The 15,271-nt window shown below is 39.6% G+C and carries 15 protein-coding genes; 4 read left to right on the top strand and 11 right to left on the bottom strand.

Annotation, left to right across the window (positions count from 1 at the left end):
• Nucleotides 1-122 precede the first annotated feature (122 nt).
• On the bottom strand, nt 123-1,583 hold the full coding sequence (locus tag ACLIBG_RS11260) for an IS1182 family transposase (protein WP_439311245.1): 1,461 nt from the start codon (nt 1,581-1,583) through the stop codon (nt 123-125).
• A gap of 473 nt (nt 1,584-2,056) precedes the next feature.
• On the opposite strand from ACLIBG_RS11260, the gene ACLIBG_RS11255 reads away from it, so the two are divergent.
• Together ACLIBG_RS11255 and ACLIBG_RS11250 are read left to right on the top strand one after the other, a co-directional pair.
• Nucleotides 2,057-2,398: an MGMT family protein gene (locus ACLIBG_RS11255; RefSeq protein WP_439312860.1), complete on the top strand. Its 342-nt coding sequence runs from the start codon at nt 2,057-2,059 to the stop codon at nt 2,396-2,398.
• A 55-nt stretch (nt 2,399-2,453) separates the two neighbouring features.
• Nucleotides 2,454-3,095 carry a YczE/YyaS/YitT family protein gene (locus tag ACLIBG_RS11250; protein ID WP_439312859.1) on the top strand — a complete coding sequence of 214 codons (642 nt, stop codon included), beginning with the start codon at nt 2,454-2,456 and terminating at the stop codon, nt 3,093-3,095.
• Nucleotides 3,096-3,316: 221 nt separating this feature from the next.
• Here ACLIBG_RS11250 and ACLIBG_RS11245 read toward each other — a convergent pair whose 3' ends face one another.
• The 7 genes from ACLIBG_RS11245 to ACLIBG_RS11215 all read right to left on the bottom strand — a co-directional run bounded on the left by ACLIBG_RS11245 (nt 3,317) and on the right by ACLIBG_RS11215 (nt 10,702).
• A complete protein-coding gene (locus ACLIBG_RS11245) occupies nt 3,317-3,946 on the bottom strand; it encodes a class II aldolase/adducin family protein (protein WP_439312858.1) in 630 nt (209 codons plus the stop codon).
• A 33-nt stretch (nt 3,947-3,979) separates the two neighbouring features.
• On the bottom strand, nt 3,980-5,263 hold the full coding sequence (locus ACLIBG_RS11240; RefSeq protein WP_439312857.1) for an NCS2 family permease: 1,284 nt from the start codon (nt 5,261-5,263) through the stop codon (nt 3,980-3,982).
• Between the two features lie 88 nt (nt 5,264-5,351).
• A complete protein-coding gene (locus tag ACLIBG_RS11235) occupies nt 5,352-6,656 on the bottom strand; it encodes an amidohydrolase family protein (RefSeq protein WP_439312856.1) in 1,305 nt (434 codons plus the stop codon).
• 15 nt (nt 6,657-6,671) lie between these two features.
• Nucleotides 6,672-7,400 (bottom strand): GntR family transcriptional regulator, encoded by a 729-nt coding sequence (locus ACLIBG_RS11230; RefSeq protein ID WP_439312855.1) that lies wholly within the window; start codon nt 7,398-7,400, stop codon nt 6,672-6,674.
• A gap of 128 nt (nt 7,401-7,528) precedes the next feature.
• The gene (locus tag ACLIBG_RS11225) at nt 7,529-8,590 is read right to left on the bottom strand and encodes a s-methyl-5-thioribose-1-phosphate isomerase (protein WP_439312854.1); all 1,062 of its coding nucleotides are present in this window, start codon (nt 8,588-8,590) and stop codon (nt 7,529-7,531) included.
• Between the two features lie 52 nt (nt 8,591-8,642).
• Nucleotides 8,643-9,869 carry a NupC/NupG family nucleoside CNT transporter gene (locus ACLIBG_RS11220; protein WP_439312853.1) on the bottom strand — a complete coding sequence of 409 codons (1,227 nt, stop codon included), beginning with the start codon at nt 9,867-9,869 and terminating at the stop codon, nt 8,643-8,645.
• A gap of 92 nt (nt 9,870-9,961) precedes the next feature.
• Nucleotides 9,962-10,702 carry a nucleoside phosphorylase gene (locus ACLIBG_RS11215; protein WP_439312852.1) on the bottom strand — a complete coding sequence of 247 codons (741 nt, stop codon included), beginning with the start codon at nt 10,700-10,702 and terminating at the stop codon, nt 9,962-9,964.
• A gap of 381 nt (nt 10,703-11,083) precedes the next feature.
• On the opposite strand from ACLIBG_RS11215, the gene msrA reads away from it, so the two are divergent.
• Both msrA and ACLIBG_RS11205 read left to right on the top strand, forming a co-directional pair.
• Nucleotides 11,084-11,686, top strand: a complete 603-nt coding sequence (gene msrA / locus ACLIBG_RS11210; RefSeq protein ID WP_439312851.1) for a peptide-methionine (S)-S-oxide reductase MsrA — start codon at nt 11,084-11,086, stop codon at nt 11,684-11,686.
• Between the two features lie 8 nt (nt 11,687-11,694).
• On the top strand, nt 11,695-11,847 hold the full coding sequence (locus tag ACLIBG_RS11205) for a peptide-methionine (R)-S-oxide reductase (RefSeq protein WP_439312850.1): 153 nt from the start codon (nt 11,695-11,697) through the stop codon (nt 11,845-11,847).
• Between the two features lie 55 nt (nt 11,848-11,902).
• Here the strand turns inward: ACLIBG_RS11205 and ACLIBG_RS11200 are convergent, their stop codons facing one another.
• The 3 genes from ACLIBG_RS11200 to ACLIBG_RS11190 all read right to left on the bottom strand — a co-directional run bounded on the left by ACLIBG_RS11200 (nt 11,903) and on the right by ACLIBG_RS11190 (nt 15,174).
• The gene (locus ACLIBG_RS11200; RefSeq protein ID WP_439312849.1) at nt 11,903-13,402 is read right to left on the bottom strand and encodes an NAD(P)H-hydrate dehydratase; all 1,500 of its coding nucleotides are present in this window, start codon (nt 13,400-13,402) and stop codon (nt 11,903-11,905) included.
• Nucleotides 13,403-13,580: 178 nt separating this feature from the next.
• Entirely contained in the window at nt 13,581-14,999 is a 1,419-nt protein-coding gene (locus ACLIBG_RS11195) for an amidase (RefSeq protein ID WP_439312848.1), read from the bottom strand.
• Nucleotides 14,992-15,174, bottom strand: a complete 183-nt coding sequence (locus ACLIBG_RS11190) for a hypothetical protein (protein WP_439312847.1) — start codon at nt 15,172-15,174, stop codon at nt 14,992-14,994. The genes ACLIBG_RS11195 and ACLIBG_RS11190 overlap by 8 nt, the downstream gene beginning before the upstream one ends.
• Nucleotides 15,175-15,271: the final 97 nt, after the last annotated feature.

The raw sequence follows: 15,271 nt of genomic DNA, 5'->3' as shown, positions 1-15,271 counted from the left end.
GAGGCTGCTGAAAAAGTTGGCTTTATTTAAAAAATAAAAAGGTGTAAGAAAAAAGGAGTAAATTTTCATGATTATGATCAGAAAATACTTCTTTTTTTCTATTTCACAGGTGTTTTATTCACCTATTTTTGATTTATTAACTTGGTGATCCTTTTCATATTAGCCACGAATACGGTGGCGGCTCCTTGAATTTTCATGCCAATCAGACCCGAGGAATTGGCTTTTACATACCCGTGTCTGTGTTTTAATTCGCTGTTTTTAGCTTCAATTTTATAACGCTCTTTCGCTAATCGTTTGAATGCTTCTGTTTCTTGGAATGCCTCCTGAGCAATATGTTCAGTCGATTTAATTGTTACCGAATAGGTTTTTGTTTTTGCTCCATTTTTGTAACAACCATCACGCAGTGGACATACCTTACACTTTTCTACATCAAAATAATATTTTAACTGCGTATTTTTTGATGAATCATCTTTTCTTTTTTTGACTGATTTTTTTACCGCTAAATGCCCTGCTGGGCATACATACATATTTGCGTCTTTATTAAATTCGAATTCCTTTCCTCTTTCACGCTTTCCATTCGTAATAACAGGGTGTAAGCGGGAAATAAATTGTTTTTCTCTTTTTTTCATATATTTTAGATTATCTTTACCCGAATAGGCAGTATCTCCAATCACCGTATCCACTGTCATGCCATTTTTCTCGCTAGTCTCCACTAATTCCTTTAGATATTTTGTATCACTTTTTTCACCTGAAGTAACTACCGCTGCCGTAATGATACGTTCATCGGACATTGCGATATGCGTTTTATAACCTAAAAATGAATAATCAGTCGCTTTATAGCCTTTTCGAGCATCGGGATCTCCACCGTAATTCGCTTCTTCTTGAATATCATCTATGATTTCCTTTACCATATTGATTTTTTCTTTAACGACCGGCAATTGTTTTAATGGTTCCTCTTTTTCTATGACATCGATTACGGTATTCGTATACGCCAGTTCCTCTTCCAGCGAATTAGTAGTTGGCTTGGCTGGGAACTTTCCTTTAATGGATGCCTGGTGTTTATAGACCGTCTTACGCAATAATTTAGATTTTTCTTGGACATATTCTTTAGCCATTTTCGCATGGAAACGGGATGTCGTATGCGTGGCGTCTACAATAATCGTATTACTCGCCAACACCTCATGTTGCAGGGCTAACTCAACCGTCTTATCCACAAGCAGATCCATTAAGTTTTTATCCTTCAAACGTAGTCTGCGGAATTTGGTTAGAGAGCTTGAGTGGATGACAGAAGCTTCCGGAACGAGATCCAAAAAATATTTAAAAGACAAGTCATACCTAGCGCGCTCTACTAAGTCTGCATCCGACAAATCATAGATTTGTTTCAGAAGAAGATACTTAAACATTCGAACAGGCGGCTCGGCATTTCTTCCATTATCTAAACAGTATTTGTCTTTTAGCTCCTCTTCAATAAAGCTGAAATCCACTAACTCTTTCATTTGACGAAGGAAGTTATCTTTCGGAATCAACATATCGTAAAGTTCGTCGTGTGCGCTTAATGGTAATGACGGTTGTCGTTCTAACATTGGAAATCCCCACTTTTAAATATAATAAGTCTATTATAAACTACTTTCCGGATTGTGAGCTATTTTATAAGGACTTTTTCAGCAGCCTCGAGAGCGAGGCCGCTGAGACCCTGCAGGCGTAGCGACGAAGCGGCTCAGCGCTCGCCCACGGCAAAGAAGACACCGTGAATGCGAATGCATGAACGGATGTCGCACTTGTGCCCTGCGGGTGAAAGCGCAGTGTATTTCCGTAGCGGTAAGACAACTGCTATCTACTACTACGTATAAAGCCGTTGAAAGTAACGGGATAAACCTTCCATCCTGCAAGATTTTTCCTTTAAAATAGAACGTCTTTTTAGTTTACATTCCTCTCACATACCGTTTCCCCCATGCTTTTCCTTCCATTAATGTAATATATCGAGCTTAAATAATACCCACTTTCTCGCCATTATTGTTAAAATGGATCAAGAACATATTAAATAAGGTGATTTTTCATGCAACCTTTCACTAAGCAAGTTCTGCAAATCATTCAACAAATTCCTAAAGGTAAAGTAATGACATATGGACAAATTGCTCAATATGCCGGTAGTCCTCGTGGCGCAAGACAAGTAGCGCGCATCTTGCACTCTATGAGTACAAAACATCACTTACCTTGGCATAGGGTCGTTAATGCACAAGGAAAAATCGTTATTAAGGATGAAGAGACTGCGTTAAATCAGCTCATGCAGCTGGAAGCAGAAGGGGTATATGTAAAAGCGGGGATGTATGTAGATTTAGAAAAATATCGTTTTAAACGGGACATCGTTCCGATGGAAGAGCAGGATCGAACATTGTAACTATATGTACATTATCGTATAGTAGATAGGATCATTCAAAAGGATGTGAGCATCATTGCAAACACGACTTAAACAAGCTGGTATTGGATTTTATTTATCCGGCTTATTAATTCTCACATCAGGAATTGCTTTATCAATTATAGCCACACTCGGCACTTCTCCATTTGATGCATTACTTGTTGGGCTACATAGAACATTTGGATTAACGGTAGGAAGCTGGGAGATTGTTGTGGGTGGTACAATGGTCTTTTGCAATGCAATTGCTGAAAGAAAAAGACCTGAATATTTTGCGTTGATTACTTCAATCATTACTGGAATCGGAATTGATTTTTGGTTATTTGTCATCCGTCACATATTCATTCCTGAGACATGGGTTGGCTATTGGTTGCTCTTGATTTTAAGTTTGTTGCTTTGCGGATTGGGAATTGCCATTTATCTACAATCGAGGATTGCACCAAATCCGACAGATCGTTCTATGCTTATCGTATCCAAACTAACCGGATTTAACTTAACCTATTCCCGGGCACTCGTTAATGGTGTACTTGTTATTATCGCATTTCAATTCAATGGAGCGATTGGTATTGGAACACTAGTGATTGCTATTTTATCAGGTTCATTTATTAGTATATTCTTTCCCTTTTTTCAAAAATTAAGAGAAAGTTCGTCGATTAAGCAAAAGCGCAAGCGACTTGCCTAGAATATATCAAGTACACATTTTATAATTTCGCTCTTCCAATAAAGTGAAACTTCATTCAGGGGAGGTTTCCTTCTCTCCTCCACTGAATGTTAGTCATAAAAGTCTTTAAAAAGTTAACACATGATAAAAAAACAGCCTTCCTGGGAAACCAACCGTTTCAATAGAAAACTGCTCTTTTATTTTTACTACTTTGTCAAACACTACTTTTTAACCTATGACACTCAGCCACTCACGTACGTTTTAAATCCTTCCAGCGCTTCATCTAAGTCATCAGCTGTTAATGGATTTACAAGTTTCAAGTTGTAGCTACCATATGCTAGATGAGCCACTTCTTCAATTACTTCTGCCCGTCGATAAGCGTCAGCCAATGTTTCTCCTACTGCTACTACTCCATGATTAGCAAGAAGAATACCGTTGCACTTTTCTTTTGCAATTGTTTCAACAGCATATTGGGCCAGTTTTTCAGATCCATATCTGGCATAAGGGGCTACTGGAACTTCCCGCCCAACGTCTGCAATCGTGTAATGAACAGGGGGAATTGGCAAATTAGCACAAGCGAAAATAGTAGCGTAAGTGGAATGCGTATGCACAATTGCTCCGATACTTTCATCTTTTTCATATATATAACGATGCATCGAAGTCTCAGATGAGGGATTTCGGTGTCCCTTCACAATTTCCCCACTATGCACATTTACTTCCAGTAGATCATCCAATTCCATTTCATCATAGGGAAGAGCAGAAGGGGTTATAAACATACTATCTTCTTTTCTTACGCTGACATTTCCTGTTGTTCCGACTGTCAAGCCACTCTTTGAACTCATTTTAGCGTATTTTAATAATTCTTTTCTCATTTTAAGTCTCCTTTATTTCGTAAAAGCTCAGTGTTATATACCTGCTATCTTTAAAACGAAAATAGCGGTGAACAAAATCGTGATGATGATAAACGGAAAAGTTAAATCGTTATATTTTCTCAAAGCAAGCTTCACAACCGCATAAGCAATGAACCCAAATGCCATTCCATCTGCAATACTGTACGTAAAAGGTATCATGACGATGATCAAAATAGCAGGCAACGCTTCAGATATGTCCCCTAATGGAATATCAACAATCCTTTGCGCCATAATGACTCCAACAATAATAAGTATGGCACTTATAGCCGCATCGGGGATCATTGTAATCCACGGGACAATAAAAATAGTTAATAAAAACAAGATGCTAGCTGTAAATGCAGCAATTTTTGTTTTCCCTCCAGAAGCAATGACAGCCGCATTTTCCGCCGCAGAAACAGTCGGTGATGTTCCCAGAAACGCACATGTCAAGGCAGAAACAGCAGTTGCCTGATAAGCTTTTGGATAGTGAGCAGATTGATCAAGCATATACAGTTGCCCATGGATAAGACCCATATTTTCGAATACGAGTACCATTGTGAGCGGAAAAACAGCCAGCCAAAAAGAAAATGTTGCGATAGTGGAAAATGAAGGCATAAAAAAAACATGTTCCAACTGAAGTGCTGTTCCACCTCCGCCCGTCTCTAAGATACCAAAAACATATGCAAGCACTGTCCCGGCAATCATCGTTATTAAAAAGTTAGCAGGGATATTTTTAATAAACAAATAGATCGCAATAAATAACGTTATTAAACTTACAATAACTTCTGGCGATGTAAAATCGCCTAGTGCGATTAACGTTTGCTCTCCTCGTACGACAAGCCCGCTTTTTTCCAATCCGATTAAAATTAAAAAACAGCCTAATCCTGCAGTAATAGCATGCTTCAATGAATCTGAAATGGCATTTTTTAATCGTTCACTTAAGGGAGTAAAAGCGACGGTTATAAATAAAAGTGCCGATACAAAAACAACTGCCAACCCTTCCTCAAAAGTGAGTCCGAATTCTTTGATAAACGAAAATACGAACAATGCATTAATGCCCATACCAGGGATTAATAATAACGGAAGTTTTACATAGACTCCCATCAAAAGCGTCCCTGCAAAACAAGCCAGGATTGTCGCTGTCATACCCTTTTCCAACGTAATACCCGCTTCGCTTAATATCGATCCATTTACGATAACAATATATACCGTTGTTAAATAACCAATGAATCCTGCCATTAGGTCCGTTTGCCATGTCCTTTTCACTACGGATGTTTTTTTCATTTTGTCCAAAGACATGTTATTCCCGCCGTTCTCTATTTATATCGTCGACTGTTCATCCTAATCTATGTGATACAGGCGATACATACTTTTTTTACCCACGTTTCTAACTAAGTAACTTTTTTTGAATCTTATCGATTTGCCACATTACTTCTTCCTCATCGATTGTTAGCAATTCGCCTTTTTCATATAAAATTTGCCCATCAACAATTGTACATGCCACATCTTCGGCTTTCACAGCATAAACGAGATGTGAAACAACTTCATTAACTGGTGACACATGGGTTTTCTGTAAATTCACAAGTGTAATATCTGCTTTCTTACCCACTTCAATCGTTCCAATCTCTTTTTCTAACCCTACCGCTTTTGCACCGTTGGAAGTAGCCATGTCTAACGTTTCGTATGCGGTGAGAGAAGTGGGATCTTCCGTGGAAACCTTTTGTAGTAAGCTGGCAAACCGCATTTCTTCAAACATATCCAGTACGTTGTTACTTGCTGAACCATCCGTTGCTAGACCGACAGTAACGCCTTCTTTTAATAGCGTCGCTATCGGTGCAATTCCACTGGCAAGCTTCATATTGCTTTTCGGATTATGAATGATTCCAACCTTACTTTTTCTCAATATTTCAATATCCTCATCCGATAAGTACACGCCATGTGCTGCAATCACGTGACGGGTAAACAACCCTAGCTCTTCCATTAATCCGATCGGTGAGTTATTGTATTTTTCCTTAATTATATTGATTTCATCCCGGGTTTCCGCCAAATGGGTGTGAATCCCAACTTCCAGCTGCTCCGCCTGTTTAATAATTTTTTTAATCGTGTCGGGTGAACACGTGTAAGGAGCATGGGGGGATAGCATCGTTTGAATACGTCCACTGGCAGAATTATGCCGATTTTCAACGAGCGAAACAGATGATGCAAGTTGCTCGTCCACTGCGATCTTTCCTTCAATAATCCCCTGGGCTAAAATTGCACGCAAACCGGACTGCTCGACTCCAGAAGCAATTCGTTCCATGCCAAAATACATATCAGCAAACGTTGTCGTACCAGATTTAATCATCTCCGCCATACTAAGCATGGAAGCCCAATACATATCTTCATGGGTCATTCGGTCTTCCACAGCCCATATATTTTCAAGCCATTCCATAAGCGGAAGATCATCGGCATACCCGCGTAACAAGCTCATCGGTGTATGGGTATGTGCGTTAATTAAACCAGGTATGGCTACCATTCCAGCTCCATCGATAATTTTGTCAGCCTGCTCATATGGTGTTGGATACGCTCCTTCACCAACAGCTGCAATTCTTCCCGATTTGATATAAATAAAGCCATGCTGGATAAAATCCGTTTCCTTTGTCATTGGAGAAAGGCTTATATTTTTAATTAACATTGTTGGTTCCAAACTCAAAGGACCACATCCTATCTACCTTCTTCTAATTACATGAAACTGCAGTAAATCTGCATTGATATAGCTTTTTCCGTAGTATAATGGGACATCATTTTCGTAGTAAACTTGCTCTAGTACCTGCAGTGCTTCACCTGTATTAACATGCAATTTTCCGGCAATTTCTGGTGTTGCATTTTCAGCAAAAATGGTACAGTGCGAATGCGTAATGGTGGTCTTTTTTTCTTCTTCCAAATATTTAAAAATAGATTCCTTTTCAGCACTGGTTGTAAATGCTCGATCCAAAACGCTAGTAGACCCAATAACGATATCAAAAGCAAACGGGATCGAATCAGTCGTTCGTACCCTTTCAAATCGAATGATTTGTTCGTTCATTTTTAATTGTAAATGCTTTTGAATCTCCTCTGTTACCGTAATTTTCTGTACCATCGCTTCAGTAGTACCGGGCTTCAAGCCATGTCGTTCAATAAAAGTGGTCATACTATCCAATTTTTCCAAACCAGCCATCAGCTTTGGATTCATGTGTCGGACAAACGTTCCGACTCCGTGTCGACGGTCAATGTAACCATCAAGCTCCAGCCGTTGCAAAGACTCCCTTAATACTGCTCGACTTACGTTCAGTCTTGTCGCCAGTTCTTTTTCCGAGGCAAGCTTTTCTCCGACTTTCCATGTCCCATCCTGAATAGATGTAAGCAGTTTTTCGTAAATTATATCCGGAAGTGATGGATTTTTCTTTACTTTTATCAATCATACTTCCCCCCGCTCGCCGACACCTCTTATGTTTTCCCGATTACGACTACTTTTTATTCGTGAAAATGAGAGGAACGGCGCATTTCTTTTTCTTAATCAAGTGGTGTGGCGCAGCCTGTTGACAGTTAACCTTTTTCCATCCGTATATGATCTTTAATGTTGCGTGCCGCGAAAACACCTTTATACGTCACTATGGCGTCAACAAAATTCGGAGTCACAATATCAAACGAAGGATATAACCCACGAATCCCTTCAATTGCCGTCCGGACACCTCTTGCATAAAAAACTTCTTCTTCATCGCGGAACTCAATCTCAATCTGATCAATATGTGGTGAGTTTTCATCCGGCCCTTCGTAACCTAATACGTAAAAAGGGATATTGTGATGCTGGGCAACAACTGCATATTGATACGTGCCGATCTTATTACATACATGCCCTTCAAGTGTGATTTTGTCAGAAGCTGTCACAAGCTTATTAATCATTCCTTGTTCCATTAAAAAGCCGGGCATATTATCAGTAACGAGCGTTACTTTAGTACCGGTTTCCTTAATGGAATGAGCAGTTAACCTAGCCCCTTGCAGATACGGTCGCGTTTCTGTACAAAACATCTCAATTTCTTTTCCTTGTTTTTTGGCCTCTAACAGCATATGAATTAACGCAGAATCAGCAAAACAATGCGTTAACACTTTATCCCCGTCTTCCAGTAAATCAGCCGTATTTTTTCCGCATTGGATAGCGATTTGGTCGGCCCGCTCCGTCTCATGATCCATTAATTCCAGAACAGCTTGAGCCACTTCTTTGCTGTTTTTATCTTCTTTTACTTCCGCTTTCGCTTTTTGCAAACATAAATCAAGGATTACTTTTAACCGTTGCCCTGTAGGACGTGTCGCCAATAAACGATCATATACTTTTTCTGCGTACTGATCCAACTCTTCTCCTTTAAGCGATCCCTTCTGTTCAAGCCCAATAACAAATCCATACCCTGCAGCAATCGCAATCACGATCGCTCCTTGAATTGTCATATCCTCAATTGCAACTGCCACATCTTCATACGTGTTGCATGTTTCATATTTCGTTTCTTCCGGATACAAGCGTCGATTTAATAAAATAACCTTTCCTTCTTCATATTTTGCTGTATTATTTAAATAGGCAAGCATTGGTTCTGATTTGTTATCTTTTACAGTCATTTATAACGTCCTCCGTAGTTAAATTTTTTCTTTTGCTTCGGGTTCTAATTTTCTATACAAAAAACATTCCGGCAATAGAACCGCTTAGCATAGAAGCTAGCGCCCCAGCAATAACACTTTTGAATGATAACTTCATAAACAACGGTCGTCTTTCCGGGTTTAAACTGCTTAGAGTACTTGACAACGTAGCCATAGAAGTAAAATTCGCAAATCCACATAACGCAAACGTAATGATCATTTGGCTCTTTGCACTCAATTGATCGATTCCATCAACAAAATTTATAAAAGCAATAAACTCCGTCAATACAATTTTTTCCCCTAGCAGCGAGCCGGCAAAAACGGCATCCTGCCAAGGAATACCAATCGCAAATGCCAATGGCGAAATAATGTACCCCAACAACTGCTGCAAACTTGTTTCAAATCCAAACCAGCCACTAACATAGCCAATAAAACCATTGACCATGTAGATTAATGCGACAAAAGCAATCAATGTTGCACCAACAATTAACGCAATTTGCAACCCATTTCCGGCGCCTTTTGAAGCGGCATCAATCACATTTGATGACTCATTCTCTTTAGAAATTTCAATACTTTCGTCTTCTTCCACTTTTTCTGTTTCCGGATGAAAAAGCTTCGCAATGATTAATCCAGATGGTGCCGCCATAAAACTGGCTACAAGCAAATATTCGAGCTTTACTCCAAGCAGCGAATAAGCCGCCAGCATTGTACCCGCAACGGAAGCAAGTCCGACAGTCATGACTGCAAAAATTTCCGATACGGTCATCCGTGGAAGATATGGTTTTACGACTAATGGCGACTCTGTTTGGCCAAGAAATATATTTGCTGCTGCTACCACAGATTCTCTTTTTGTTGACGTAAATAGTTTGGAAAATAACCCACCGACATATTTAAAAATCAGAGGCATAATATTCAAGTAATATAAAATGGCGATAAGTGAGGCAAAGAAAATAATCATCGGCAATACGTTAAACGCCACAACGAAAGATATACCTGATTCTTCCGTGTACAGGCCACCAAAAACAAAGTCAATCCCTTCGTTAGCGTAGCCGATAATAACATTCACAAAATCAGATATTCCTTTTAAAATTGTTGTACCAATTTTTGTGCTTAAAACAAACCAAGCAAATAGAATTTCGAATAAAAGCGCACTTCCGATTAACCGCGGGCTTACTTTTCTTTTGTTTTTTGAAAATACAAACGCAAGTCCACAAATGACAACAACACCAAACAGTCCCCATATAACATTTATTAAGCTCATCATTTCCCTCCATATGCTTCTTTTTTCATACAGTTGAATATTTTAAACGCTTTTTTCCGTCGGGTCATTAATCCTTTTTAAATAATTAACGATTATTTCTGTTGATTCATTGCGTGAAAAGCTTCCAATGCAATGTATATTTCATCTTCCACTGCTTGTGCGACGTAATCCTTATGTGGGTTATAATCGTCCATATCAGCGTATGCATATCCGTCCAATGCAACAATACCGCCTGCTTGAACACCGCGTAATTTGGCAATCGTATATAATGCAGCAATTTCCATCTCCGCACCAAGCGCACCTGAATCTTTAAACAATTTGTGTGGAAACGCAACCGGCCCGGCATAAAAAGCGTCTAACGTGACAATCATTCCTGTTCCAAATGTGACTTCTCGCTCTTCGGCAGCATCATGCAACGCTTGTACAATCCGAAAATCAGCGACTGCCGGAACACCGTCCGGTACCATCTGCTTTGTAAGCCCATCTGCACGAACAGCAGAATCTGCAATAATTAAACTTCCAGGAGGGAGATCTCTTGTATAGGAGCCCGCAGTACCAACCCGAATAATCTTTTTCGCACCTGCTTTGATTAATTCTTCAAAACTAACAGCTGCCCCTGGAGCACCTACACCATGACTGGAAACCGTTACTTCTGTTCCTTTATATTCCCCATTAAACGTTCGGTATTCTCTTGAGTAAGCAATTTCTTCAACATTTTCCAACTTTCCAGCAATCATTTCTGCCCGAAACGGATCACCACAAACAATGACAAATGGGGAAATCCCATTGACTGGTATTCTAGTTGTCGGCATTCTTTCAAGATTCTCATTCATCGATTTGCCACCTCTCCATTTTTACGTTATTTTTCTTCATAACATTTTTCACTATAATATTTATGGTATAATCATAATAGAGGTATGACCTCTTCATAACATCCATCATTTTACGCTGATCAATTGAAAAACGTCAACATTTTTCGATCATTTTTGCGAAAGAATATTTCTATTGTGAAATTAATGTGTTACTTCTAAACTACATCCATTTAAAGTGTCTCCACTTATGCACTTTTAACTCAAAGATACAGTTAAACTTCATTCGTCGAGAGTGCCTTTCCTCCCAATGATAAGGGAAAAATCTTATGCAAAAACAATTTATATCCTCCATATCATTTTATAAGTTTATTGACATTCCTCTCATGAAAGGGGTAGTAAAAAATGCGATGTGTTCACGCTTTTTTGGGAGTCTTGTTGCTTATCCTTATATCGGCTTGCGATCAAACGAACGATTCACCGGAGAACTTTTCAATTGAATCAAAAGCAAACGAAGTACTAACTGAAGCTGAAGTAACTAAGGAACAATTTTCTGTATTCTCCAAAACAAATAACCCAAACACGAATCTCGATTACGATGAAAATAACTTAGAAAAAATCTACTTTGCTGGTGGCTGCTTTTGGGGAGTAGAAGCATATTTTGAACGTATTTATGGTGTTTATGACGTAACGTCCGGTTATGCAAATGGAACAGGTGAAAATCCTACCTACGAAGATGTTATAAAAGGAGATGAAGGCTTTGCCGAGACCGTCGAAGTCCTCTATGACCCGGAACGAATTTCTCTTGATGAATTATTGACGTATTTCTTCAAAGTAATTGATCCAACTATGCTCAATCAACAAGGTAATGACATAGGCATCCAGTATCGAACAGGGATTTACTATCAACATGATTCAGACGCTTCCCTTATTGAAACGGCGGTAGAAAAAGAACAGAAATCTTATGATGAAAAAATTGTTACGGAAGTTTTACCCGAACAGAGGTAAGAAGTCGTGTGGGTGACATCCATTTAGGACACGTATTCGACGATGGTCCAAAAGACGAGGGTGGTAAAAGATATTGTATCAACAGTGCATCCATTGAATTTATCCATGTAGATGACATGAAGGAAAAAGGCTACGGGCATTTAGTTAATGTGGTTGAATAAATCGCATAGAAGAGGCCAGCAGGAGGGCAATTCCCTTTGCTGGCTTTTTCTTGTTTCATTTAGATCCATAGAAATTATCTGTGTCTAGCCTTGGTGTTCCGTCCGCTACCTTTTGCAGCACTACTGGTAATAATGTGGCGTAATCACTGGCAGTCATGCTCGCCTCACTATATTGTTCAGCCCATATTTCTGCACAAAGTCCATGGATATAAACAGCATTCGCTACCGCCTCACGCCAATTTTCATGCGTCGAAAGCAAGCTAACAAGCATACCAGTAAGCACATCACCACTTCCACCCTTTGCCAATCCGCTATTTCCTGTTGGATTAATGAAAACCTCCCCATCCGGATAGGCAATCACACTATTCCTCCCTTTTAAAACGATCGTTACCTCGTTTTCCATTGCAAATTTTCGAGCTAACTCGATACGGTTCGCTTGTATATCCTTAACAGAATCACCCGTCAACCGACTAAACTCCCCTGGATGTGGAGTAAGAATCGTAGGTATAGACTTATTTGGTCGACCCCAATTGCGAAGCGGCATAATTGCCCCCGCGTCAATTACAAGCGGTAGGTGCGTGTTTTTCAGTAATTCCTCTAAAACAATCCGGGTTTTATCCAGATCAGCAAGCCCTGGCCCAATCCCGATCGCACTCGTTTTAGGATCGATTTTTTCAGCTTTCAAATTACTCAAATCATTCATCATAAAAGTTGCCTCGGGTACATGTTGGACAATGGCAGAGGCAGCAAATCTTGATGTGGCCATCGTTAATTTTCCAACACCGGAACGGATGGCGCCTATTGCACATAATACAGCACTCCCCGGCATATCATCACTTCCCGCAATAACGAGCCCAGTACCATACGTCCCTTTATGTGCAGAACGGTCTCTTTTAGGAAAAGTAGCCCACACCATTTCCTTTGTCAACATCTGCACACTGCTTTGAGAATGCTTCAAACCAATATCAATTAAATTTACATGTCCGTAAAAATCGCTTGAAGGTAATAAAAATGCAGACGGTTTGACGCCATGCAAACAAAACGTTATATCCGCTTGAAACGCTTCTGCTGTTTCCCCGTGATCGGCTTTTACACCTGTTGGTAAATCAATTGCTATTTTTATTGCATGATGATTATTGCTCCATTGGATAATTTCTGCCAGATCCTTACGCAACGGAAGGGTAGTACCAATTCCAAGTAAACAATCAATAATGACGTCATACGATTGATTACGGTCAAAAGACGTTACAGCATACCCTTGTTCCTTATAGAAGACTTTGTGCTGCCTTGCCACTTCACTTGTCGGTTCACCAACTGGAAAAACAAGTGAAACATCGTATCCAAATTGGCTTAAATATCTAGCAAGCACAATTCCGTCCCCACCGTTATTACCTTTCCCAGCAAGGATGAGAATCTTGTCTGATTTTTTTATGTGATATTTAATTTCACCAAATAGCCCTTTTCCGGCGTTTTCCATTAGCGTCATCAAAGATAACCCTTGTTCCTTCGCGAGTTTATCTGCTTGTCTAATGTCTTCCTCTATATAAATATACATAAAATCCCCTTTATTGACTGTGGAAATTAATTATTCGTTATTATAACATTGATTACAACTCGCCCTAAAAGAATTCATCGGCAAAATTAAAAGCGCCTGGATAAAAACCATATTTTATCCAGGCAAGCTATCCGTTCCTATCAAATCCTTTTTAATGGTCTATATAGCTTTAAAAGAGTTATACCGTTTCCAGAATGCCCGGCTTCTTTCCTTCCATCGGATTTGTTTGCTCAAATGCATAACCCGCGTTTAGGATTCTACCTTCCTTAAATGCTGGACCTATTAACTGCATTCCAACCGGCAATCCTTGATCAAGCCCACATGGAACTGTCAATGCCGGGAGTCCCGTCAAGTTTAAAGGGCCCATGAAACGGATGATATTGTCAATTAAATCTACTTTCTCTCCATTTAAGTCGGCAAAATCATCCCCAATATCATTTGGCAATACAGGCAATGTTGGTGCAACGAGAATATCCACTTGCTCAAATGCTTTTTGGAAATCCTGTTTCAACTGTCTTCTCACTTGCTGCGCCTGAAGATAATCCACTGCTGATGGAAGCTCCCCTAATTCGAACAACATGCGAATATCGTTTCCAAAATCGTCCGGTCTCTTCAACATATCACTATGATGGATTGTAGAGGCTTCCGATAATGACGTGACAAGTTCAGCCCACTCTGCATACTGAAGAGTTGGAATTTTAACTTCCTGCACTTTTGCTCCTTGATCAACCAGTTTTTGAACACCTGCACGTACTAACTTATTAATACCGGAATCAACCCGATTGAAGAAGTAATCTTCATTCACACCTATAACCAGATCTTTTACATCACCTGTTACTTGATCCATATAGTTATCGACGGGCACATTTACCGTTGTCGGATCATTTTTATCAAATCCGGCAATTACTTGAAGTAATCCCGCGGCATCTTTCACGGTCTTTGTCATCGGCCCCACATGGTCAAGCGTCCAAGCCAGCGGATATACACCATATTTACTAACTCGTCCAAACGTTTGTTTCAAGCCAACAATACCATTAGCAGACGAAGGTATTCGAATGGAACCAGCCGTATCGGTACCCAACGTCGCGGCTGTTGCATTGGCAGCAACAGCTGCACCGGAACCACCGCTTGAACCGCCCGGGATTTTTTCCAAATTCCATGGATTTCGTACAGCTCCGTAATGCGGATTATTATTTGTTATACCCCACGCGTATTCATGCATGCTTAATTTACCTGTAAAAACAATTCCTGCTTCTTTCATCTTTTTAATAACGCCTGCATCATAGTCGGATACAAAATCCTTATGAATTTTTGAAGACATGGTCGTTACTTTATCCTTCATGTATATATTGTCTTTAACAGCCATAGGAATACCGTGATACATGCCTCGGTAATTTCCACTACTTATTTCGTCTTCCGCTTTTCTTGCTTCTTTCATTGCGTCCTCTTTGTAGATTGCCATATAGGAGTTAATCTTTTCCTGAGTTGCTTCAGCTTGGTCTATAACCGCTTTTGTAAGTTCTACCGGAGAAATGGTTTTATTCTCAATGAGTGGTGCCAATTCTTCAACGGATTTCGTTGTTAAATCTTTACTCAACATGATCACCTCCCGGTATATTACGTAAGCTTATGTCTGCATCATCTATGTTTGCATGTTCCAGGTTTCCTCTTAATTCCTGCATCCCTTTCCATCGCTTATCGAGGATTTCTAAATGTTCTTCTCTTGGCTTAATTCCTTTGTTCTCCAGCAATTGTTTTACTGTAAGAGACAAATTAAAAGCCCTCCTTTGAAAATAATATTTATCTTCATAGGCTATTGCCTAGAGATAGCAATAAGATAGATACATCAAAAAGAATAAATCGTAAACT

The organism is Virgibacillus sp. W0181 (assembly GCF_051846915.1).
Classification (GTDB): domain Bacteria; phylum Bacillota; class Bacilli; order Bacillales; family Amphibacillaceae; genus JBPYCR01.
This window is presented reverse-complemented; position numbering and strand designations above follow the sequence as displayed.